Origin of the sequence: Streptomyces sp. NPDC021093 (assembly GCF_044333135.1) — a bacterium.
Taxonomy (GTDB): Bacteria; Actinomycetota; Actinomycetes; order Streptomycetales; family Streptomycetaceae; genus Streptomyces.
On sequence record NZ_JBIRQJ010000007.1, the window covers coordinates 408,870 to 428,740 of the forward strand.

The following is a 19,871-nucleotide window of genomic DNA, read 5'->3' on the forward strand; positions in this document are numbered from 1 at the left end:
CGGACTGGTCCTGCTCGGTGTCGACGTTGCGACCCTCTGGGGTTGCCCCCAGCCACTCCTAGTACTGCTCGGTCTCCACGAAACCGGCATCCGCGTCGTCGTCGGCGCCGAAGGCGTCGGCGGCAGCGGTCGGGTCGAACCCGGGGGGGCTGTCCTTGAGGGCCAGGCCCATGCCGTTGAGCTTCATCTTGACCTCGTCGATCGACTTCGCACCGAAGTTGCGAATGTCGAGCAGGTCCGCCTCGGAGCGGGCCACGAGCTCGCCCACCGAGTGGATGCCCTCGCGCTTGAGGCAGTTGTACGACCGAACGGTGAGCTCAAGCTCCTCGATCGGCAGCGCCAGATCGGCGGCCAGGGCGGCGTCCGTCGGGGACGGGCCCATGTCGATGCCCTCGGCGTCGATGTTGAGCTCACGCGCCAGACCGAACAGCTCGACCAGGGTCTTGCCGGCCGACGCCATGGCGTCACGCGGACGCATGGCCTGCTTGGTCTCGACGTCGACGATCAGCTTGTCGAAGTCGGTGCGCTGCTCGACACGGGTCGCCTCGACCTTGTACGTGACCTTGAGCACCGGGGAGTAGATGGAGTCGACCGGAATGCGACCGATCTCCTGGCCCACCTGCTTGTTCTGGACGGCGGAGACGTAGCCGCGACCGCGCTCGACGGTCAGCTCCATCTCCAGCTTGCCCTTGCCGTTCAGCGTGGCGAGGACGAGGTCCGGGTTGTGGACCTCGACGCCCGCCGGCGGGGCGATGTCAGCAGCGGTGACCAGGCCGGGACCCTGCTTGCGCAGGTACATCACGACCGGCTCGTCGTGCTCCGAGGAGACAACCAGCTGCTTGATGTTGAGGATGAGGTCGGTGACGTCCTCCTTGACGCCCGGCACGGTGGTGAACTCGTGCAGGACACCGTCGATCCGGATGCTGGTGACAGCGGCACCCGGGATGGACGACAGGAGGGTACGACGCAGGGAGTTACCGAGCGTGTAACCGAAGCCCGGCTCCAGCGGCTCGATCACGAACCGGGAGCGGTACTCGTCGACGACCTCTTCGGTCAGCGACGGGCGCTGAGCAATAAGCATGGGGTTCCTTCTTGTTCTTGGCGCCCACTATTTGACGCCAACTACCACAAGGGTACGGGCGGTACGGCTCCGAAGAGCTGTACCGCCCGAAAACGCGGTCCGGGCGACGAGGAGGTCGGTCTCCACGCCGCCCGCACCACGGTAAAAATCGATGCGACGCCGTAAGGCGACGAATCAGACGCGACGACGCTTCGGCGGGCGGCAGCCGTTGTGCGGCGTCGGGGTGACGTCCTGGATCGAACCGACCTCAAGGCCAGTGGCCTGGAGGGAGCGGATCGCGGTCTCGCGGCCGGAGCCCGGACCCTTGACGAAGACGTCAACCTTGCGCATGCCGTGCTCCTGCGCGCGGCGGGCGGCCGACTCGGCGGCCATCTGCGCGGCGAAGGGGGTGGACTTGCGCGAGCCCTTGAAGCCCACGTGGCCTGCGGAGGCCCACGAGATCACGTTGCCGGTCGGGTCCGTGATGGACACGATCGTGTTGTTGAACGTGCTCTTGATGTGCGCGTGGCCGTGAGCGACGTTCTTCTTTTCCTTGCGGCGCACCTTCTTGGCAGCGCCCTGACGTCCCTTGGGGGGCATGTCTTACTCCAGATGGAGAGGGAGGTGATCGGTCCTACAGCGAAGACCGCTTGAAAAGCGTCCGGCTGAGGACTACTTCTTGCCCGGCTTCTTCTTACCGGCGATGGCGCGACGCGGGCCCTTGCGGGTACGAGCGTTCGTGCTGGTGCGCTGGCCGTGGACCGGCAGGCCGCGACGGTGGCGCAGACCCTGGTAGCAGCCGATCTCTACCTTGCGGCGGATGTCGGCCTGCACCTCGCGACGGAGGTCACCCTCGGTCTTGAGGTTGGCGTCCACGTACTCGCGGATCTTGACCAGGTCCTCTTCGGCCAGGTCGCGAACGCGGGTGTTCGGGTTCACACCGGTGGCGGCGAGGGTTTCCTTCGCCAGGGTGCGGCCGATGCCGAAGACGTAGGTGAGGGCGATCTCCACACGCTTTTCGCGCGGGATGTCAACACCTGAAACGCGTGCCATTCAATGGCTCCAGTTGTTAGTTCGGGGGTCTTCCACAGAGCTGCTCCCGACCGCCGACCCCACTCGACGAGTGAAGTGGTACGTCCGGGTCCCCGGCCCCCGCCGGAGGTGCCGCCGACCGCTGGGGCCTGGCGTGCTCTGCGTATGTACGAATTGCTTGCGTCGCGCGAAGAACTGCGAGATGCAGGAAAGGTCGTGCGTCAGCCCTGGCGCTGCTTGTGGCGCAGGTTTTCGCAGATGACCATGACCCGACCGTGACGGCGGATCACCTTGCACTTGTCGCAGATCTTCTTGACGCTCGGCTTGACCTTCATGGGATGTCAGGTTCTCCGGGTCAGTGCCACTAGCCCCCCGGAAGGGGCACGGCAGATCTACTTGTACCGGTAGACGATCCGGCCACGCGTCAGGTCGTAGGGAGAGAGCTCCACGACGACCCGGTCATCCGGGAGGATGCGGATGTAGTGCATACGCATCTTGCCGCTGATGTGCGCGAGGACTTTGTGACCGTTCTGCAGTTCCACCTTGAACATTGCGTTCGGGAGGGACTCGATCACGGTGCCCTCGATTTCGATGGCACCTTGCTTCTTGGCCACGCTTCGCCCTTCGAATCGGCTACCTTGATCGACTCTCGCATCAGAATGCAGGCACACGGATGCACGAGAGCCGACGAGTCAGTCTACGTCAGGCCACCCGAAAAGACGAATCCGTCAAGTTTGCCCAACACTGATGATCGTTATGCGGCTTTCACCCCAGCGTGCCGAAGCCTTCACCCGAGCGAGCGCTCAGCCCATGGGGTATCCCCCTGGTCCTTAGACCTTGGGGAAGGATCCGGCGCAGCCGTGATTCCGTGCTCCGCCAGCTTGGCCTTGCCGCCGACCCCTTCCCGACGCAGCCCTCGCGGGCTCGGCGCCCAAGGGCGCCTCACATGCTTCGTGCCGCTGCGCCGGCCTCCGACCGCCGAGGGCCCGGCCCGGCCGTCAAAGCAGCCTCGGCCCACCCCCGCCCCACCTCAGCCCATGGGGTATCCCCTGGTCCTTAAGACCTTGGGGAAGGATCCGGCGCAGCCGTGATTCCGTGCTCCGCCAGCTTGGCCTTGCCGCCGTCGACGGCGGTCAGCACCAGCGGGCCGTTCTCGGTCATCGCGATGGAGTGCTCCCAGTGCGAGGACCAGGTGCCGTCCGTCGTGATGACCGTCCAGTCGTCGGCGAGGACCTCGGTCTGTGCCGTGCCCAGCGAGATCATCGGCTCGATCGCGAGGCAGACACCGGGGACCAGCTTGATGCCCTTGCCGCGCTTGCGCGTGACGTAGTTCAGCACGTGCGGGTCCATGTGCATCTCGGAGCCGATGCCGTGCCCGCCGTAGTCCTCGATGATTCCGTACTTGCCGGTGGCCGGCCGCGGCTGGCGGCGGACGTAGCCCTCGATGGACTTGGACACGTCGACCAGCCGGTTGCCCAGCTTCATGGCCGCGATGCCCGCCCACATCGACTCCTCGGTCACCCGGGAGAGCTCAAGGAGCTCCGGCGCGTGGCCGCTGCCGACGAATGCGGTGTACGCGGCGTCGCCGTGCCAGCCGTCGATGATGGCGCCGCAGTCGATGGAGATGATGTCGCCGTCCTTGAGGACGGTCTTCTCGTCCGGGATGCCGTGCACGACGACCTCGTTCACCGAGGTGCAGATGGTGGCCGGGAAGCCGCCGTACCCCAGGAAGTTGGACTTCGCGCCGTGCTCAGCGAGCACCTTGCGGGCGACCTCGTCGAGGTCCTTCGTACTGGCGCCGGGAACGGCCGCCGCACGGGTCGCCGCGTGAATGGCGGCGACGACCAGCCCCGCCTCACGCATCTTCGCGATCTGCTCGGGAGTCTTGATCTCCACCATGGATGTGCCTTCCACGCTCGTATGACTTCGTTTCCACAGTACGGCCGAAACAGCGAGGCCGCGGCGCCCCATGGACACCGCGGCCTTCACCGTCGTACGTACAGAACCCGGGCTCCCTGAGGGCCTAGTCCTTCTTCAGGGCGTCCATCGCGCGCGCGGTCACCTCGGCGACCTTGCCTTCCGCGGAGAGGGTGACCACCAGGCCCTGCGCCTTGTAGTGGTCGATGATCGGCTCGGTCTGCGTGTGGTAGACGTCGAGCCGCTTACGCACGGTCTCCTCGGTGTCGTCCGGGCGCTGGTAGAGCTCGCCACCGCAGACGTCACAGACGCCCTCGGCCTTCGGCGGGCTGTACGTGGCGTGGAAGACATGAGCGGAATCGTTGCGGCAGATACGCCGGCCGGCGATCCGCTTCACGACCTCTTCCTCCGGGACCTCCAGGTCCAGGACGGCGTCGAGCTTCTGCCCTTCGGCCTTCAGCGCCTTGTCCAGGGCCTCGGCCTGGAAGACGTTGCGCGGGAAGCCGTCGAGCAGGAAACCGTTCACGGCGTCGGGCTGGGCCATGCGGTCCAGCGCCATGCCGATCGTGACCTCGTCGGGGACCAGATTTCCGGCGTCCATGATCGCCTTGGCCTCAAGGCCGAGGGGGGTGCCCTGGCTGATGTTGGCCCGGAAGAGGTCACCCGTCGAAATGTGCGGGATCGACAGGTTCGTGGCGAGGAACGCGGCCTGCGTTCCCTTGCCCGCGCCCGGCGGCCCGACGAGGACGATACGCATCAGCGGAGGAACCCTTCGTAATTGCGCTGCTGGAGCTGGCTCTCGATCTGCTTCACGGTCTCCAGACCCACACCCACGATGATGAGGATGCTTGTGCCGCCGAACGGGAAGTCCTGGCTGGCACCGAAGCCGGCCAACGCCATCGTCGGCACGAGAGCGATCAGACCCAGGTACAGCGATCCCGGCCACGTGATGCGATTCAGCACGTAACTCAGGTACTCAGCAGTAGGTCGACCTGCCCGGATGCCCGGGATGAAGCCACCATACTTCTTCATGTTGTCGGCAACTTCCTCGGGGTTGAACGAGATCGCCACATAGAAGAAGGCGAAGAACACGATCAGGAGGAAGTACGTGACGATGTAGTAGGGATGGTCGCCCTTGACCATATTGTTCGAGATCCACTGGGCCCAGGGGGCGGTGGATCCGGAGAACTGGACGATCAGGGCCGGGATGTAGAGAAGCGAAGAAGCGAAGATGACGGGGATGACACCCGCCTGATTCACCTTCAGCGGGATGTACGTCGACGTGCCGCCGTACGACTTCCGGCCGATCATGCGCTTCGCGTACTGGACTGGGATACGGCGCTGAGCCTGCTCCACGAACACCACTAGGCCGACCATCGCGAATCCGACCAGGATCACCACGGCGAACTCGATCCAGCCGTTCGCCAGCTTGCCCGACTCCTTGATGGCCCACAGCGATCCGGGGAAGCCCGCGGCGATCGAGATGAACATCAGGATGGACATGCCGTTGCCGATGCCGCGGTCGGTGACGAGCTCACCGAGCCACATCACCATCGCGGTGCCGGCGGTCATCGTGATGACCATGACGGCGGTGGTGAAGATCGACTTGTCCGGCACGATCTGCGAGCGGACCGCCTCGGGGCAAGCCTGGAACAGCGCACCCGAGTTGGCGGTGGCCACCAGGCCGGTGCCCTGCAGGATGGCCAGCGCCACGGTCAGATAACGCGTGTACTGCGTGATCTTCGCCGTGCCGGACTGGCCCTCCTTCTTGAGGGCTTCCAGCCGTGGGATCACCACGGTCAGCAGCTGAAGGATGATGCTCGCCGTGATGTACGGCATGATGCCGAGCGCAAAGATCGTGATCTGCAACAGCGCGCCACCACTGAACATGTTGACCAGACCGAAGAGGCCACCGCCGCCGTCCTTGGCGAGGTCGATACAGGTCTGCACGTTCTTGTAGTTGACGCCCGGGACAGGAATGTGCGCGCCGAGCCGGAACAGCACAATGATGCCGAGTGTGAAGAGCAGCTTCTTGCGCAGGTCGGGCGTCTTGAACGCCCGGGCGAACGCGGTGAGCACGGTGCCTCCTGCGACCCCCGCGCTACTGCGTCAAGGGTGACGGTATTGAGGATCGACGAATACGTATCAGTCAAGAAACGAGCGACGGGCGTTGTGGGCACACCGCTCGAAAGTTAACAGTGCACGCCACCATACCGGCGGACCATGCCCCCTAGGAACGACCAACCGGGGATGCCCCATATGAGAGGCATCCCCGGTCGGATGTTCAAGCCATCGAGCTGTCTCAGACGAGCTCGGTGACGGTGCCGCCAGCGGCACCGATCTTCTCCTTGGCGGAGGCGGAAACGGCGTCAACCGAAACCGTCAGCGCCACGGAGATCTCGCCCTGGCCCAGGACCTTGACGAGGTGGTTGTTGCGCACGGCGCCCTTGGCGACCAGGTCGGCCACCGTGACCTCTCCACCCTGCGGGTAGAGCTCGGCCAGCTTGTCCAGGTTCACGACCTGGAACTCCGTGCGGAACGGGTTCTTGAAGCCCTTGAGCTTCGGCAGGCGCATGTGGAGGGGCATCTGGCCACCCTCGAAGCGCTGCGGAACCTGGTAACGGGCCTTGGTGCCCTTGGTACCACGACCAGCCGTCTTACCCTTCGACGCCTCACCACGACCCACACGGGTCTTGGCGGTCTTGGCGCCCGGAGCCGGACGGAGGTTGTGGACCTTCAGCGGGTTGTTCTCCGCCATGTCAGTCGACCTCCTTGACCGACACGAGGTGGCGGACGGTGTGCACCATTCCGCGGAACTCGGGGCGGTCCTCCTTGACAACCACGTCGTTCAGGCGCTTGAGCCCGAGCGAACGCAGGGTGTCGCGGTGGTTCTGCTTGCTGCCGATGTACGACTTCGTCTGCGTGATCTCGAGACGGGCCATTACGCACCCGCTCCCGCACGAGCACGGAGCAGAGCCGCCGGGGCGACGTCCTCGAGGGGCAGACCACGGCGAGCCGCGATCTCCTCGGGACGCTGCAGACCCTGAAGGGCAGCCACGGTCGCGTGCACGATGTTGATCGCGTTCGACGAACCGAGCGACTTCGACAGGATGTCGTGCACGCCGGCGCACTCGAGCACGGCACGCACCGGGCCACCGGCGATAACGCCGGTACCGGGGGAAGCCGGCTTGAGCAGGACGACGCCCGCAGCCTTCTCGCCCGTGATCGGGTGAGGGATGGTGCCCTGGATGCGCGGAACCTTGAAGAAGCTCTTCTTGGCCTCTTCAACGCCCTTGGCGATGGCCGCGGGAACTTCCTTGGCCTTGCCGTAACCGACACCTACGGTGCCGTCACCGTCTCCGACCACGACGAGCGCGGTGAAGCTGAAGCGACGACCACCCTTGACAACCTTGGCAACGCGGTTGATCGCGACAACGCGCTCAACGTAAGCGGTCTTCTCGGCGGCAGCGCCACCGTCGCGACCCTTCCGGTCCCGCCGCTCGCCGCCACCGGCACCGCTTCCGCGGCGCTGGGGTCCAGCCATTGGATTTACCTCTCTCTGTTACGTCCGTTAGTCCCGGAACCGGGGCTTAGAACTTCAGCCCGGCTTCGCGGGCGGCGTCAGCCAGAGCGGCAATGCGCCCGGCGTACCTGTTGCCACCACGGTCGAACACGACGGTCTCGATACCGGCGGCCTTGGCGCGCTCGGCGACAAGTGCGCCGACCTGCTTGGCCTGGGCGCTCTTGTCGCCCTCGCCACCGCGGATCGAAACGTCCAGGGTCGACGCCGACGCGAGCGTGTGGCCCGCGATGTCGTCGATGACCTGGGCGGTCACGTTGCGGTTGGACCGCGTCACGACCAGGCGAGGACGCTCCGGCGTACCGGAGACGTGCTTGCGGATGCGGATGTGGCGACGCTTGATGGCAGCGCGCTTGTACGCGTCACCCTTGGCGATCTTTACACCGTATGCCATGGCTTACTTACCCGCCTTTCCGACCTTGCGGCGGATGACCTCGCCGGCGTACTTGACGCCCTTGGCCTTGTACGGGTCGGGCTTCCGCAGCTTGCGGATGTTAGCGGCGACCTCGCCGACCTTCTGCTTGTCGATGCCCTCGACGCTGAGCTTCGTGGGCGACTCGACCTTGAAGGAGATGCCTTCGGGCGCCTCGATCACGATGGGGTGGCTGTAGCCCAGCGCGAACTCCAGGTTGGAGCCCTTCGCCTGGACGCGGTAACCCACACCGCTGATCTCGAGCGCCTTGCTGTATCCCTGGGTCACACCGGTGATCATGTTCGCCACCAGCGTGCGGGACAGGCCGTGCAGGGCCTTGTTCTGACGCTCGTCATTGGGGCGGTTGACGTTGAGCACGCCGTCCTCGCCCTTAACAATTTCGATCGGCGCAGCAACGGTGTGGGTGAGGGAGCCCTTGGGACCCTTCACCGAAACCGTGCGGCCGTCGATGGTGACGTCCACACCAGCGGGAACCTGGATGGGGAGCTTGCCGATTCGCGACATTAGCTTTCCTTCCTTTCCCGACTACCAGACGTAGGCGAGGACTTCCCCACCTACGCCCTTCTTGCCTGCCTGCTGACCGGTCAGAAGACCGTGCGACGTGGAGATGATCGCCACGCCGAGGCCGCCGAGGACCTTGGGCAGGTTGGTGGACTTCGCGTACACGCGCAGACCCGGCTTCGAAATGCGCTTGATGCCGGCGATCGAACGCTCGCGGTTCGGACCGAACTTCAGGTCGAGAACGAGGTTCTTGCCAACCTCGGCGTCCTCGACCTTCCAGCCGGTGATGAAGCCCTCCTGCTGGAGGATCTCCGCGATGTGCGACTTGATCTTGCTGTGCGGCATCACGACGGAGTCGTGGTACGCCGAGTTTGCGTTACGCAGACGCGTGAGCATGTCTGCGATGGGATCAGTCATGGTCATGAATTGGCCTTCGGCCTCTCTCGCCGGGGTTTCCTGTATGCGCCATCCCTCTCCCCACTCAGAGGCGGGACGGGTGCGGTGCGGGGACCTACGGCGTAGTAAGTCGTTATGGGCGGCGGGCGCCCAACCCTTCTAGCCTACGGCATTCGGGGTGGGGCTCCCGCCGACCAGATACTTACCGAGAGCTCTAGGAAATCCGTACGCCCAAAGGGCAGTACTGACTACCAGGAGCTCTTGGTCACGCCCGGCAGCTCGCCACGGTGAGCCATCTCACGAAGGCACACGCGGCACAGGCCGAACTTGCGGTACACGGAGTGGGGCCGGCCACAGCGCTGGCAGCGCGTGTAGGCACGCACGCCGAACTTCGGCTTGCGAGCGGCCTTAGCGATCAGAGCCTTCTTCGCCATCTCGGTTACGCCTCCTTGAAGGGGAAGCCGAGGTGACGAAGGAGGGCGCGGCCCTCGTCGTCGTTCGTCGCCGTGGTGACCACGGTGATGTCCATTCCCCGGACTCGGTCGATCTTGTCCTGGTCGATCTCGTGGAACATGACCTGCTCCGTGAGACCGAACGTGTAGTTGCCACGGCCGTCGAACTGCTTCGGCGACAGACCACGGAAGTCACGGATACGCGGCAGCGCGAGCGACAGCGTACGGTCCAGGAACTCCCACATGCGGTCACCGCGGAGGGTGACGTGGCAGCCGATCGGCTGACCCTCGCGCAGCTTGAACTGCGCGATGGACTTCCGGGCCTTGGTGACGGCCGGCTTCTGACCCGTGATGGTCGTCAGGTCCTTGATGGCCCCGTCGATCAGCTTCGAGTCACGGGCGGCGTCGCCGACACCCATGTTGACCACGATCTTGACCAGACCGGGGATCTGCATGACGTTCTCGTACGAGAACTCTTCACGCAGCTTGCCCGCGATCTCCTCGCGGTAGCGCAGCTTGAGGCGCGGTGCGGTGGTGGCAGTCATCAGATGTCCTCACCAGTCCGCTTGGCAACGCGGATCTTGTTGCCCTCGTCGTCAAAGCGGTAGCCGACGCGGGTAACGACCTTGTTGCCGTCCTTCTCCACAACCAGCTGAACGTTGCTGATGTGGACCGGAGCCTCGGTCGTCACAATGCCGCCGGTCTGCGAACCGCGAGCGGTCTGACCGGCCTTCGTGTGCTTCTTGACCCGGTTGACACCCTCGACCAGGACGCGGTCCTCGCGGGGGAAGGCCTGAATGACCTTGCCCTGCTTGCCCTTGTCCTTACCGGTGATGACCTGAACCAGGTCGCCCTTCTTGATCTTCATGCTTACAGCACCTCCGGCGCGAGCGAGATGATCTTCATGAACTTCTTCTCGCGCAGCTCACGGCCCACCGGGCCGAAGATACGGGTGCCGCGGGGGTCGCCGTCGTTCTTGAGAATGACAGCGGCGTTCTCGTCGAAGCGGATGTACGAGCCATCCTGGCGACGACGCTCCTTGACGGTGCGAACGATGACCGCCTTGACGACGTCACCCTTCTTCACGTTGCCACCGGGGATTGCATCCTTGACGGTGGCGACAATGACGTCACCGATGCCCGCGTAGCGGCGACCCGAGCCACCGAGAACACGGATGGTGAGAATTTCCTTCGCACCCGTGTTGTCGGCGACGCGAAGTCGCGACTCCTGCTGGATCACGTCTATCTCCTGATCGTCTGCCGGTTCCCGGTGGGGGACACATCACTGCGTCCCCCACCGAGCCTGGCGGAACTACTTAGCGGGAAACCCCACTAAGGAATTACTTGGCCTTCTCGAGGATCTCGACGATGCGCCAGCGCTTCGAGGCCGACAGCGGACGCGTCTCCATGATGAGGACGCGGTCGCCGATACCGGCAGCGTTGGACTCGTCGTGAGCCTTGAGCTTGTTCGTACGGCGGATGACCTTGCCGTACAGCGCGTGCTTCACGCGGTCCTCGACAGCGACGACGACGGTCTTGTCCATCTTGTCGCTGACGACCAGACCCTCACGGGTCTTGCGGAATCCGCGCTGCTCAGTCGTCTCAGTCACATTCTTCTCGCTCATCAGGCGCTCTCCACCGTCTCGATGCCCAGCTCGCGCTCGCGCATCAGGGTGTAGATCCGGGCGATGTCCTTACGGACGGACTTGAGCCGGCCGTGGTTCTCGAGCTGCCCGGTCGCCGCCTGGAAGCGGAGGTTGAACAGTTCTTCCTTGGCCTCACGGAGCTTCGCGACGAGGTCCTCGTCGTTCAGCTCGCGCAGCTCAGTCGCCTTCGTACCGGCCACCATCACGACTCACCTGCCTCGCGCCGAACAATCCGGCACTTCATCGGAAGCTTGTGAGCAGCGCGGGTAAGCGCCTCACGAGCAATCTTCTCGTTCGGGTAGGACAGCTCGAACATCACCCGACCGGGCTTGACGTTCGCGATCCACCACTCCGGGGAACCCTTACCGGAACCCATGCGGGTCTCGGCGGGCTTCTTCGTGAGCGGACGGTCCGGGTAGATGTTGATCCAGACCTTGCCGCCACGCTTGATGTGGCGGGTCATCGCGATACGAGCCGCTTCGATCTGGCGGTTCGTCACGTAGGCCGGGGTCAGCGCCTGGATGCCGTACTCGCCGAATGCGACCTCAGTACCACCCTTGGCCATACCACTGCGCTTGGGGTGGTGCTGCTTGCGGTGCTTGACCCTACGAGGGATCAGCATGTCGGTCAGGCCTCCGTTCCGGTGCTCTCAGCCGGAGCAGCGGCGGCGGGAGCGTCGGCCTTGGGGGCCTCGGCTGCCGGCGCGGACTGCTGCGGCTTGCGGCCGCGGCCGCCACGCTCGCCGCCACGGCCACCACGGGCCGGGCGCTCGTTCGCACCACCGCGGGCCGGGCGGTTACCCGCACGGGCCGCAGCGTTCTCGGCGCGAACCTCGGCGATGTTCTTGACGTCGCCCTTGTAGATCCAGACCTTGACGCCAATACGACCGAAGGTCGTCTTGGCCTCGAAGAAGCCGTAGTCCACGTTCGCGCGGAGCGTGTGCAGCGGCACACGACCCTCGCGGTAGAACTCCGACCGGGACATCTCGGCGCCGCCGAGGCGACCGCCGCACTGGATCTTGATGCCCTTGGCGCCGGCCTTCATGGTGCCCTGCATGCTCTTGCGCATGGCACGGCGGAAGGAGACGCGGGAGGAGAGCTGCTCGGCAACGGCCTGGGCAACCAGCTGAGCGTCCATCTCGGGGTTCTTGACCTCGAGGATGTTCAGCTGGACCTGCTTGCCCGTGAGCTTCTCGAGGTCACCGCGGATGCGGTCGGCCTCGGCGCCACGGCGGCCGATGACGATGCCCGGACGAGCGGTGTGGATGTCCACACGCACGCGGTCACGGGTGCGCTCGATCTCCACCTTCGAGATGCCGGCGCGCTCCATGCCGGACGTCATCATCCTGCGGATGGCGACGTCTTCCTTGACGTAGTCCTTGTACAGCTTGTCGGCGTACCAACGGGACTTGAAGTCCGTGGTAATGCCGAGCCGGAACCCGTGCGGGTTTACCTTCTGGCCCATTACCGGGTTCCTTCCTTGCTGCTGACGACCACGGTGATGTGGCTGGTCCGCTTACGGATCCGGTAGGCACGGCCCTGAGCACGCGGACGGAACCGCTTCAGGGTCGGGCCCTCGTCCACGTACGCCTCGCTGATGACCAGCGAAGAGGCGTCGGTGTGGTCGTAGTTGTGCGCGGCGTTGGCAATGGCGCTGTCAAGCACCTTGCCGACCGGCACGCTCGCGGCCTGCGGGGCGAAACGCAGGACCGCCTGAGCCTCCGTGGCATCCATGCCACGGATAAGGTCCACCACTCGGCGGGCCTTCATGGGCGTGACGCGGATGTACCGCGCCTGGGCCCTGGCTTCCATGGTTGTCCCTTCGGTGTCGTTCATAGTCATCGCACCCCGCCTTAGCGGCGCTTCGACTTGCGGTCGTCCTTGACGTGGCCGCGGAAGGTGCGGGTCGGCGCAAACTCGCCGAGCTTGTGGCCGACCATCGACTCGGTGACGAACACCGGGACGTGGATCTTGCCGTTGTGCACCGCGATGGTGTGACCCAGCATGCTGGGGATGATCATCGAGCGCCGGGACCAGGTCTTGATGACGTTCTTGGTGCCAGCTTCGTTCTGGACGTCCACCTTCTTTACGAGGTGTCCGTCGACGAAGGGCCCCTTCTTGAGACTGCGCGGCATCTAAACCCGCTCCTAGCGCTTCTTGTTCGACTTGCGGCGGCGGACGATGTACTTGCTCGAAGCCTTCTTCGGCGAGCGAGTACGACCCTCCTTCTGACCCCACGGGGAGACCGGGTGGCGACCACCGGAGGTCTTACCCTCACCACCACCGTGCGGGTGGTCGACCGGGTTCATCGCAACACCGCGAACGGTCGGGCGAACGCCCTTCCAGCGCATGCGGCCGGCCTTGCCCCAGTTGATGTTCGACTGCTCGGCGTTGCCGACCTCGCCAATCGTGGCGCGGCAGCGGGCGTCGACCAGGCGAATTTCGCCGGAAGGCATACGAAGGTGGGCCATGACGCCCTCCTTCGCCAGCAGCTGCACGGAGGCACCGGCGGAGCGGGCGAACTTCGCACCGCCACCGGGCCGCAGCTCGATGTTGTGGATGGTGGTACCCACCGGGATGTTGCGCAGCGCGAGGTTGTTGCCCGGCTTGATGTCGGCGCCAGGGCCGTTCTCAATCCGGTCACCCTGCGACAGGCCACGCGGGGCGAGGATGTAACGCTTCTCGCCGTCCGCGTAGTGCAGCAGCGCGATGCGCGCGGTGCGGTTGGGGTCGTACTCGATGTGCGCGACCTTGGCCGGCACGCCGTCCTTGTCGTGACGACGGAAGTCGATCACGCGGTAGGCGCGCTTGTGGCCACCACCCTGGTGGCGAACGGTCACACGACCGGCGTTGTTACGGCCGCCCTTGCTGTGCAGGGGGCGGACCAGCGACTTCTCCGGCGTGGACCGCGTGATCTCGACAAAGTCGGCTACGGAGGAGCCACGGCGGCCCGGCGTAGTCGGCTTGTACTTGCGGATTCCCATTTCTCAGTCCTCGTCCGATTCCGGACGATCCAGACCGCCGTTAGGCGGTCGGACCGCCGAAGATGTCGATACGGTCGCCCTCGGCGAGGGTCACGATGGCCCGCTTGGTGTCGGCACGCTTGCCGAAACCGGTGCGGGTGCGCTTCCGCTTGCCCTGACGGTTGATCGTGTTGACTCCGGTGACCTTGACCGAGAAGACCGCTTCCACGGCCTGCTTGATCTGGGTCTTGTTGGAGCCGGGGGCGACGATGAACGTGTACTTGTTCTCGTCGAGCAGCGCGTAGCTCTTCTCCGAGACGACCGGCTTGACAAGAATGTCGCGGTGGTCCGTGAAGGTCTTGCTGGTAACGGCGCTCATCAGGCGTCGCTCCCTTCGGTCTCATCGGCCTTGGGGCCAGACACGAAGGACTCGAAGGCGGCCTTGGTGAAGACCAGGTCGTCCGAGACGAGCACGTCGTACGTGTTCAGCTGGCCCGGCTCCAGGATGTGCACCTGGGGCAGGTTGCGGGCGGAGAGCCACGCGGCCTCGTCCGAACGCTCGGCGACCAGGAGCACGTGCTTGCGCTCGCTGACCTTGCCCAGCAGGGACTTGGCGGCCTTCGTGGAAACCGCACCGTCGACCACGCCGGTGACGACGTGGATGCGCGCGTTGCGGGCCCGGTCGGTGAGGGCACCGCGCAGGGCGGCGGCCTTCATCTTCTTCGGGGTGCGCTGCGAGTAGTCACGCGGCTGCGGGCCGTGGACAACGCCACCGCCGGCGAACTGCGGGGCGCGGGTCGAACCCTGACGGGCGCGGCCGGTGCCCTTCTGGCGGTAAGGCTTCTTACCGCCACCACGGACCTCGCCGCGACGCTTGGTCTTGTGCGTGCCCTGGCGGGCAGCGGCCAGCTGAGCGACAACGACCTGGTGGATCAGCGGAATGCTGACCTTGGCGTCGAAGATCTCCGAGGGGAGTTCGACGGTCCCGGCCTTGTCACCTGCCGGCGAAAGGATGTCAATGGTGCTCATCGGTTCCTCAAACCCCCTTGGCCGCGGTGCGGACCAGGACGAGGCCACCGTTGGGGCCGGGGACGGCGCCCTTGATGAGCAGCAGACCCTTCTCGGCGTCAACGGCGTGGACGGTCAGGTTCTGGGTGGTGACCCGCTCGTTACCCATGCGACCCGCCATGCGCATGCCCTTGAAGACACGGCCGGGGGTGGCACAGCCACCGATGGAACCAGGCTTGCGGTGCACGCGGTGGGCACCGTGCGAGGCCTTGCCACCGTGGAAGTTGTGACGCTTCATCACACCGGCGAAGCCCTTGCCCTTGCTCTTGCCCGTGACGTCAACCTTGACGCCGGACTCGAACACCTCGGCAGTGATCTCCTGGCCCAGCGTGTACTCGCTGGCGTCCGGGGTGCGCAGCTCCACGAGGTGGCGGCGCGGGGTCACGTCGGCCTTGGCGAAGTGACCCTTGAGGGGCTTGTTCACCTTGCGCGGGTCAATCTCGCCGAAGGCGATCTGGACCGACTCGTAGCCGTCGTTGTCGTTCGTACGTACCTGCGTCACGACGCACGGCCCGGCCTTGACGACGGTCACCGGGACGACCCGGTTGTTCTCGTCCCAAACCTGAGTCATGCCGAGCTTCTCGCCCAGGACGCCCTTGATGTTCTTGCTCATCTCGGCCCGTCCCTTCAGAGCTTGATCTCGATGTCGACGCCCGCCGGCAGGTCGAGACGCATCAGCGAGTCAACCGTCTTCGGCGTGGGGTCGAGGATGTCGATGAGGCGCTTGTGCGTGCGCATCTCGAAGTGCTCGCGAGAGTCCTTGTACTTGTGCGGCGACTTGATGACGCAGTACACGTTCTTCTCAGTGGGCAGCGGCACCGGGCCTGCGACCGACGCACCAGTGCGGGTCACCGTCTCGACGATCTTCTTCGCCGAGGAGTCGATGACCTCGTGGTCGTAGGCCTTGAGCCGGATGCGGATCTTCTGTCCCGCCATGGCTACTAGTAGTCCTGTCTCTCATAACGCTCTGGAACCCGGGAAGCTGCGCTCTGCATGCTCAGCACCGCTCTTCTCCGACCCACGCGGTCGGGCGTGTCGCATCCTCGCCAGCGAGAAATCCCAAGGAATTTCCCTGCTCTAAGGGATACGGTCCGCGACCGCAAGCCGGGGGAGAACACCCACCGGGTGCCTGGTCAGTACCGCACTAACACTTCCCGAAAGATTCCCGTACGTCCGCCTCAGCGCTGCCCGGAGGGCAGTTGGGGCGACGAGTACTGTGGGACTCGCTTCCGGTCCTCCCGGCGGGAGGCGTGCAGCATCGATACTCAACCGAGCAACCCCGACAGTCTGCCATACGGGGCACGGGGCGCGCCAATCGGGCGGAAGAGATTACCCGGAGAGTGACCGAGGTCAAACCGGGACGCCTCGCGCGCCGTGTCGGACGGGGTCGACGGACGCGCCGGAAGGGCCCGGACGCGTCGTCTGCGCGACGGAAGCGGGGGGCCTGTGGCGGTATTCGGCTGTACGGGGTGCGGGGCAGCGCTGACGGTACCGGTGGCGCGGGTCGCGCTGCCGGCCGAGGCGCACCAGAAGGTGGGCAACGGCCCGGGGGCCCTGCCGGTCCTGATGGCACCGGGTACGTACGCCGTCGATCCCGAGCCCACCGGGCCGCCCTGGCGGCCCTGGGACGAGGTCGGGACGGCGGAGGCGGCGGCCCGTGGGACGTTCGCGCCGGTGCGGGCCCTGTCCTTCGGTCCGCCGGGGGCGGTCGTCGTCGCGCCCGGCGACACCCGTGGAACCGCCCTGGTGCCGGAGCGCTGCGACGGCTACTGCTGCGGGCTCTCCTGGGGCGCGGCCCCGAACATGGCCTGCGAGCGGTGCGCTCTGCCGGTCGCCACCCGGATCGACGACTGCGGCCTGTGGCAGGCGGTGTGGCTCGACCCGCGCGCCGTGCGCCGCATCGACGGCCCGCCGTCCGCCGCCGGGCCGGTCTTCGACTGGGACACGTGGGTGCGCGAGGGACGCCGCGCCCCACCGCGCGAGCCGGCCGGTGGTTGGGACCCGCGCTGGGAGGCCGCGATCGGGGCCGGGGCTGCCCGTCTGCTGGCGGCCTCCGGAGGCTCCTTCCCCGCCGTTCCCGACGGGGAAGGAGCACTGACGCTCGACCGCACGCTGCGCAGGCTGCTGCCGCACGGCCCACCGGCCCGGTCGGTGGTCCTGGCCGGGCCGGGGCTGCCCGTCCCCGGCCCCGGCGACATCGCCCTCGTACCGCAGCATCCGAGGACGGGAGAGGCGTGGCCCGCGCCCGACGGCACGGCGGCCGCGGCACTGACCGCCGAGGTGTGGCTGCACCTGGCCCGTCCGCGGGTACGCCCGGCGATGCCGGTGAACGGCGCTCTGCCCGACGGCGTGTGGCGCGACGACCCCTCGCTGCCTCATCCGGGCGGCTTCTTCCGGCCCGACATGGACGTCTTCCTGCGTACGCTGGCACGGCTGCCCGCCGTACGGGAACCATGGCTGCGCCGGATCCACGACCGCGTGCGGAAGGCCCCGTACGCCTTCTGAGCGACGCAGGCAACCCCCGGCCCTCCCCCGCCATCTAGCTGGGCGCAGTGGGGTCCCGGCGCCGTCACCGGCCGTCCCCCGCCCAGAACGATCGAACGCAGCGCGAGGTCGCCCGCCCGCTGCGGGGGAAGCGGACGGAGAGCACACACGCATGACCAGCGCCACAGGACCGGGTTCGCGCCTGCCCAGGCGGACCCTGCTGGCCGCCGCCGCGTCCGGCGCCGCTGCCCTCGCCGTGTCCTCCTGCACCGTCCCGCCGCCCCGCCGTCGCGACCCGGTGGCCAATCCCGCGCCGGGGCGGCCCATCGCGAGCACCGAGCGGTCGCTGCTGCTGCAGTTCCTCGCGCACCCGGACGACGACCTGTACTTCATGAACCCGGACACCCGGCGGATGCTGGAGGCCGGCACCCCCGTCGTCTCCGTGTACGTCACCGCGGGCGAGGCCAACGGGGTCAATCACGCGCCGGGCCACCCGCGCCCCGAGGCCGACAAGAGCGCGTACGTATCGTCCCGCCAGCAGGGGCTGCGGCAGGCGTACGCCACCCTGCTGGGGCTGCCGAAGTTCACCCGGTGGCAGCGGACCGTGCTGCCCCTGCGCGGCGGCAAGCAGGCCGAGCTGAACACCCTCGCGCACGGCACCCGACGGGCCGACCTCGTCTTCCTCGACATCTCCGTGAACTCGTCCCGCAGCCGGCCCGCCCTGCCCGCCCTGTGGGCCGACAGGGGAATGCGGCAGCGGACCATGGTCGCCGACAACTCCCCCATCAAGAAGGCGAGTTCGTACGACTACGACGAGCTGGTGGACGCGCTGACCGGGCTGCTCGACCACTACCGGCCGACCGTCGTGCAGACCCTCGACCCCGACCCCGACATCCAGCACAGCTCCGAGCACGTACGCCGCAAGGACAGCGAGCAGCGCGGCTACTCCGACCATCCCGACCACACCGCCGTCGCCTGCTTCAGCTGGGCGGCGCTGATCCGCTGGGTCGCGGAGAGCACCGGCGGGGGCCGCCCGGTGCCCCGCTTCACGACCACCGCCTTCCGCGGCTACTACAACCGGCACTGGCCCAAGAACCTCCCCGGGAGCGTCGTCCTGCAGAAGGCCGAGCCGCTCGTCGCGTACGGCGGCGACGCCGACTGGGAGTGCGGCAATCCGGCGGGCTGCGGCGACTACAGCGTGGGCAAGGGGCGTCCGCTGACGAACTGGAAGGGCTGGGTGCGGTCGACCAACTACCGTTATCCGGGGACCCAGTTGGTGACGCACGAACAGTCGGGGAGCCTCTTCGCGTACGGCGTTCTCGGGTTGCGCCTGGCCCGCTGGAGGGCCGCCCCCGACGGCACCTTCGGCGCGCCCGAGGACCTCGGCGGCGGCCCCCTCGCCCCCGTGCTCGGACAGGCGACCCCCAGGGGCGGCGGCCTGCTCCTCTTCGGCCTGCGGCTCGCCGCGCTCGGCGGACACGGCGGCGCCAACACCCGCGAGATCGTCCAGCACGACGGCCGCGCCTGGACCAGCCTGGGCAACCCGGAGAGGGTCCCGGACCGTACGCGCAGGATCGGCGTCCCGGTGGCGGTCACGGCCGGCGACGGCCAGGTCCATCTCTTCGTACGGAACGCGGCGAAGAGCGTCAGCACACGCCTGCGGGACACGAGTGGCCGCTGGGGCCCCTGGTGCGACCTGGAGGGCCCTGACGGGGACGGCAGGGGCGACGGCGACGGCATCCAGGACGGACTGTCGGCGGTCGTCGACGGCCGGGGCCTGGTCCACCTCTTCGCAGCGGCCCGCAGGACGGTGCGGCACTGGGCCCAGACGTCCCCCGGCGCACCCGTCACCCTGCAGGACGGCGGGCGCATGCCCGCACCCGGCGACGTCCCGCGCGCCCTCGTACACCGGGACGGCTCGCTCGGCGTGCTCTACCGCGGCCCGCACTCCGCCCCTCTCACCGCCGTCCGCCCGGACGGCACGCCACTCCCCCGCACGTCCTTCCAGGGGTACGGCCCCGTGGCCGCGGCGGCGGGCCCGACCGGACCCGTCCTGGCGGGCCGCGACGAGCGGGGTTCCGTCCAACTCCTCGACGGAAAGGGCAAGTTGAAGCGTCACCGGGCGATCTGCGTCGGGGCGCCGACCCTGGCCCCCGGGGCAGGGGAACGCCCGGCCGTCGTCGGCCTCGGCCCGGACGCGACGCCCTGGCTCTGGCGGCCGTAGGCCCCGTACAAGAAGGTCCCTCGCAGGGACAACAGAAAGGGCCCCGGCACCCACCGCTCGCGCGGCGGGGCCGGGGCCCTTCCCTTGGAACTTGGAGCTCAGTCAGCGAGCTACCAG

31 protein-coding genes are annotated in these 19,871 nt (G+C 66.9%); 2 read left to right on the top strand and 29 right to left on the bottom strand.

The window, feature by feature from the left end:
* Nucleotides 1-58 precede the first annotated feature (58 nt).
* The 29 genes from ACH4SP_RS23865 to rpsJ form a co-directional block, all read right to left on the bottom strand.
* Entirely contained in the window at nucleotides 59-1,081 is a 1,023-nt protein-coding gene (locus tag ACH4SP_RS23865) for a DNA-directed RNA polymerase subunit alpha (RefSeq protein ID WP_185028035.1), read from the bottom strand.
* A 174-nt stretch (nucleotides 1,082-1,255) separates the two neighbouring features.
* A complete protein-coding gene (gene rpsK, locus ACH4SP_RS23870) occupies nucleotides 1,256-1,660 on the bottom strand; it encodes a 30S ribosomal protein S11 (protein WP_003948617.1) in 405 nt (134 codons plus the stop codon).
* Nucleotides 1,661-1,732: 72 nt separating this feature from the next.
* On the bottom strand, nucleotides 1,733-2,113 hold the full coding sequence (gene rpsM, locus ACH4SP_RS23875; protein ID WP_398417564.1) for a 30S ribosomal protein S13: 381 nt from the start codon (nucleotides 2,111-2,113) through the stop codon (nucleotides 1,733-1,735).
* A 200-nt stretch (nucleotides 2,114-2,313) separates the two neighbouring features.
* Nucleotides 2,314-2,427, bottom strand: coding sequence for a 50S ribosomal protein L36 (gene rpmJ / locus ACH4SP_RS23880; protein ID WP_009740505.1), 114 nt, complete (start codon nucleotides 2,425-2,427; stop codon nucleotides 2,314-2,316).
* Nucleotides 2,428-2,484: 57 nt separating this feature from the next.
* Nucleotides 2,485-2,706, bottom strand: coding sequence for a translation initiation factor IF-1 (gene infA / locus ACH4SP_RS23885; RefSeq protein ID WP_003956442.1), 222 nt, complete (start codon nucleotides 2,704-2,706; stop codon nucleotides 2,485-2,487).
* A gap of 442 nt (nucleotides 2,707-3,148) precedes the next feature.
* The gene (map, locus tag ACH4SP_RS23890; RefSeq protein WP_398417773.1) at nucleotides 3,149-3,991 is read right to left on the bottom strand and encodes a type I methionyl aminopeptidase; all 843 of its coding nucleotides are present in this window, start codon (nucleotides 3,989-3,991) and stop codon (nucleotides 3,149-3,151) included.
* 124 nt (nucleotides 3,992-4,115) lie between these two features.
* Entirely contained in the window at nucleotides 4,116-4,766 is a 651-nt protein-coding gene (locus tag ACH4SP_RS23895; protein WP_398417565.1) for an adenylate kinase, read from the bottom strand.
* On the bottom strand, nucleotides 4,766-6,088 hold the full coding sequence (secY, locus tag ACH4SP_RS23900) for a preprotein translocase subunit SecY (protein WP_398417566.1): 1,323 nt from the start codon (nucleotides 6,086-6,088) through the stop codon (nucleotides 4,766-4,768). Before secY ends, ACH4SP_RS23895 begins: the two co-directional genes overlap by 1 nt.
* Nucleotides 6,089-6,311: 223 nt before the next feature.
* Complete coding sequence (gene rplO, locus ACH4SP_RS23905) at nucleotides 6,312-6,767, bottom strand: 50S ribosomal protein L15 (RefSeq protein WP_398417567.1); 456 nt, start codon at nucleotides 6,765-6,767, stop codon at nucleotides 6,312-6,314.
* 1 nt (nucleotide 6,768) lies between these two features.
* The gene (gene rpmD / locus ACH4SP_RS23910) at nucleotides 6,769-6,951 is read right to left on the bottom strand and encodes a 50S ribosomal protein L30 (protein ID WP_345228942.1); all 183 of its coding nucleotides are present in this window, start codon (nucleotides 6,949-6,951) and stop codon (nucleotides 6,769-6,771) included.
* Nucleotides 6,951-7,553, bottom strand: coding sequence for a 30S ribosomal protein S5 (gene rpsE / locus ACH4SP_RS23915; protein ID WP_097866720.1), 603 nt, complete (start codon nucleotides 7,551-7,553; stop codon nucleotides 6,951-6,953). The genes rpmD and rpsE overlap by 1 nt, the downstream gene beginning before the upstream one ends.
* A 46-nt stretch (nucleotides 7,554-7,599) precedes the next feature.
* Entirely contained in the window at nucleotides 7,600-7,983 is a 384-nt protein-coding gene (rplR, locus tag ACH4SP_RS23920; protein WP_384349955.1) for a 50S ribosomal protein L18, read from the bottom strand.
* Nucleotides 7,984-7,986: 3 nt separating this feature from the next.
* Complete coding sequence (gene rplF / locus ACH4SP_RS23925) at nucleotides 7,987-8,526, bottom strand: 50S ribosomal protein L6 (RefSeq protein WP_398417568.1); 540 nt, start codon at nucleotides 8,524-8,526, stop codon at nucleotides 7,987-7,989.
* Nucleotides 8,527-8,547: 21 nt separating this feature from the next.
* A complete protein-coding gene (rpsH, locus tag ACH4SP_RS23930) occupies nucleotides 8,548-8,946 on the bottom strand; it encodes a 30S ribosomal protein S8 (RefSeq protein WP_362417313.1) in 399 nt (132 codons plus the stop codon).
* Between the two features lie 221 nt (nucleotides 8,947-9,167).
* Nucleotides 9,168-9,353, bottom strand: coding sequence for a type Z 30S ribosomal protein S14 (locus ACH4SP_RS23935; RefSeq protein ID WP_003956452.1), 186 nt, complete (start codon nucleotides 9,351-9,353; stop codon nucleotides 9,168-9,170).
* Between the two features lie 5 nt (nucleotides 9,354-9,358).
* Nucleotides 9,359-9,916, bottom strand: a complete 558-nt coding sequence (rplE, locus tag ACH4SP_RS23940) for a 50S ribosomal protein L5 (protein WP_345228946.1) — start codon at nucleotides 9,914-9,916, stop codon at nucleotides 9,359-9,361.
* The gene (gene rplX, locus ACH4SP_RS23945; RefSeq protein WP_398417569.1) at nucleotides 9,916-10,239 is read right to left on the bottom strand and encodes a 50S ribosomal protein L24; all 324 of its coding nucleotides are present in this window, start codon (nucleotides 10,237-10,239) and stop codon (nucleotides 9,916-9,918) included. Before rplX ends, rplE begins: the two co-directional genes overlap by 1 nt.
* Before the next feature lie 2 nt (nucleotides 10,240-10,241).
* Entirely contained in the window at nucleotides 10,242-10,610 is a 369-nt protein-coding gene (gene rplN, locus ACH4SP_RS23950; protein WP_003966950.1) for a 50S ribosomal protein L14, read from the bottom strand.
* Nucleotides 10,611-10,710: 100 nt separating this feature from the next.
* Nucleotides 10,711-10,995, bottom strand: coding sequence for a 30S ribosomal protein S17 (gene rpsQ, locus ACH4SP_RS23955; protein WP_362417305.1), 285 nt, complete (start codon nucleotides 10,993-10,995; stop codon nucleotides 10,711-10,713).
* The gene (rpmC, locus tag ACH4SP_RS23960; protein ID WP_138894199.1) at nucleotides 10,995-11,219 is read right to left on the bottom strand and encodes a 50S ribosomal protein L29; all 225 of its coding nucleotides are present in this window, start codon (nucleotides 11,217-11,219) and stop codon (nucleotides 10,995-10,997) included. Before rpmC ends, rpsQ begins: the two co-directional genes overlap by 1 nt.
* On the bottom strand, nucleotides 11,219-11,638 hold the full coding sequence (gene rplP / locus ACH4SP_RS23965; protein ID WP_119286204.1) for a 50S ribosomal protein L16: 420 nt from the start codon (nucleotides 11,636-11,638) through the stop codon (nucleotides 11,219-11,221). Before rplP ends, rpmC begins: the two co-directional genes overlap by 1 nt.
* A 5-nt stretch (nucleotides 11,639-11,643) precedes the next feature.
* Nucleotides 11,644-12,480 (bottom strand): 30S ribosomal protein S3, encoded by an 837-nt coding sequence (gene rpsC / locus ACH4SP_RS23970; RefSeq protein WP_345228948.1) that lies wholly within the window; start codon nucleotides 12,478-12,480, stop codon nucleotides 11,644-11,646.
* Complete coding sequence (gene rplV, locus ACH4SP_RS23975) at nucleotides 12,480-12,827, bottom strand: 50S ribosomal protein L22 (protein WP_004571827.1); 348 nt, start codon at nucleotides 12,825-12,827, stop codon at nucleotides 12,480-12,482. The genes rpsC and rplV overlap by 1 nt, the downstream gene beginning before the upstream one ends.
* Nucleotides 12,828-12,868: 41 nt before the next feature.
* Entirely contained in the window at nucleotides 12,869-13,150 is a 282-nt protein-coding gene (rpsS, locus tag ACH4SP_RS23980) for a 30S ribosomal protein S19 (RefSeq protein ID WP_138894198.1), read from the bottom strand.
* 12 nt (nucleotides 13,151-13,162) lie between these two features.
* A complete protein-coding gene (gene rplB, locus ACH4SP_RS23985; RefSeq protein WP_398417570.1) occupies nucleotides 13,163-13,999 on the bottom strand; it encodes a 50S ribosomal protein L2 in 837 nt (278 codons plus the stop codon).
* A 40-nt stretch (nucleotides 14,000-14,039) separates the two neighbouring features.
* Nucleotides 14,040-14,357, bottom strand: a complete 318-nt coding sequence (rplW, locus tag ACH4SP_RS23990) for a 50S ribosomal protein L23 (RefSeq protein WP_185028010.1) — start codon at nucleotides 14,355-14,357, stop codon at nucleotides 14,040-14,042.
* A complete protein-coding gene (rplD, locus tag ACH4SP_RS23995; protein WP_398417571.1) occupies nucleotides 14,357-15,007 on the bottom strand; it encodes a 50S ribosomal protein L4 in 651 nt (216 codons plus the stop codon). Before rplD ends, rplW begins: the two co-directional genes overlap by 1 nt.
* 7 nt (nucleotides 15,008-15,014) lie before the next feature.
* Nucleotides 15,015-15,659, bottom strand: a complete 645-nt coding sequence (rplC, locus tag ACH4SP_RS24000; protein WP_189821109.1) for a 50S ribosomal protein L3 — start codon at nucleotides 15,657-15,659, stop codon at nucleotides 15,015-15,017.
* Nucleotides 15,660-15,673: 14 nt separating this feature from the next.
* Nucleotides 15,674-15,982, bottom strand: coding sequence for a 30S ribosomal protein S10 (gene rpsJ / locus ACH4SP_RS24005; RefSeq protein WP_003948644.1), 309 nt, complete (start codon nucleotides 15,980-15,982; stop codon nucleotides 15,674-15,676).
* A gap of 510 nt (nucleotides 15,983-16,492) precedes the next feature.
* Here rpsJ and ACH4SP_RS24010 point away from each other — a divergent pair.
* Together ACH4SP_RS24010 and ACH4SP_RS24015 are read left to right on the top strand one after the other, a co-directional pair.
* On the top strand, nucleotides 16,493-17,551 hold the full coding sequence (locus tag ACH4SP_RS24010) for a hypothetical protein (protein ID WP_398417572.1): 1,059 nt from the start codon (nucleotides 16,493-16,495) through the stop codon (nucleotides 17,549-17,551).
* 151 nt (nucleotides 17,552-17,702) lie between these two features.
* Nucleotides 17,703-19,754 (top strand): PIG-L family deacetylase, encoded by a 2,052-nt coding sequence (locus ACH4SP_RS24015; protein ID WP_398417573.1) that lies wholly within the window; start codon nucleotides 17,703-17,705, stop codon nucleotides 19,752-19,754.
* Nucleotides 19,755-19,871 lie beyond the last annotated feature (117 nt).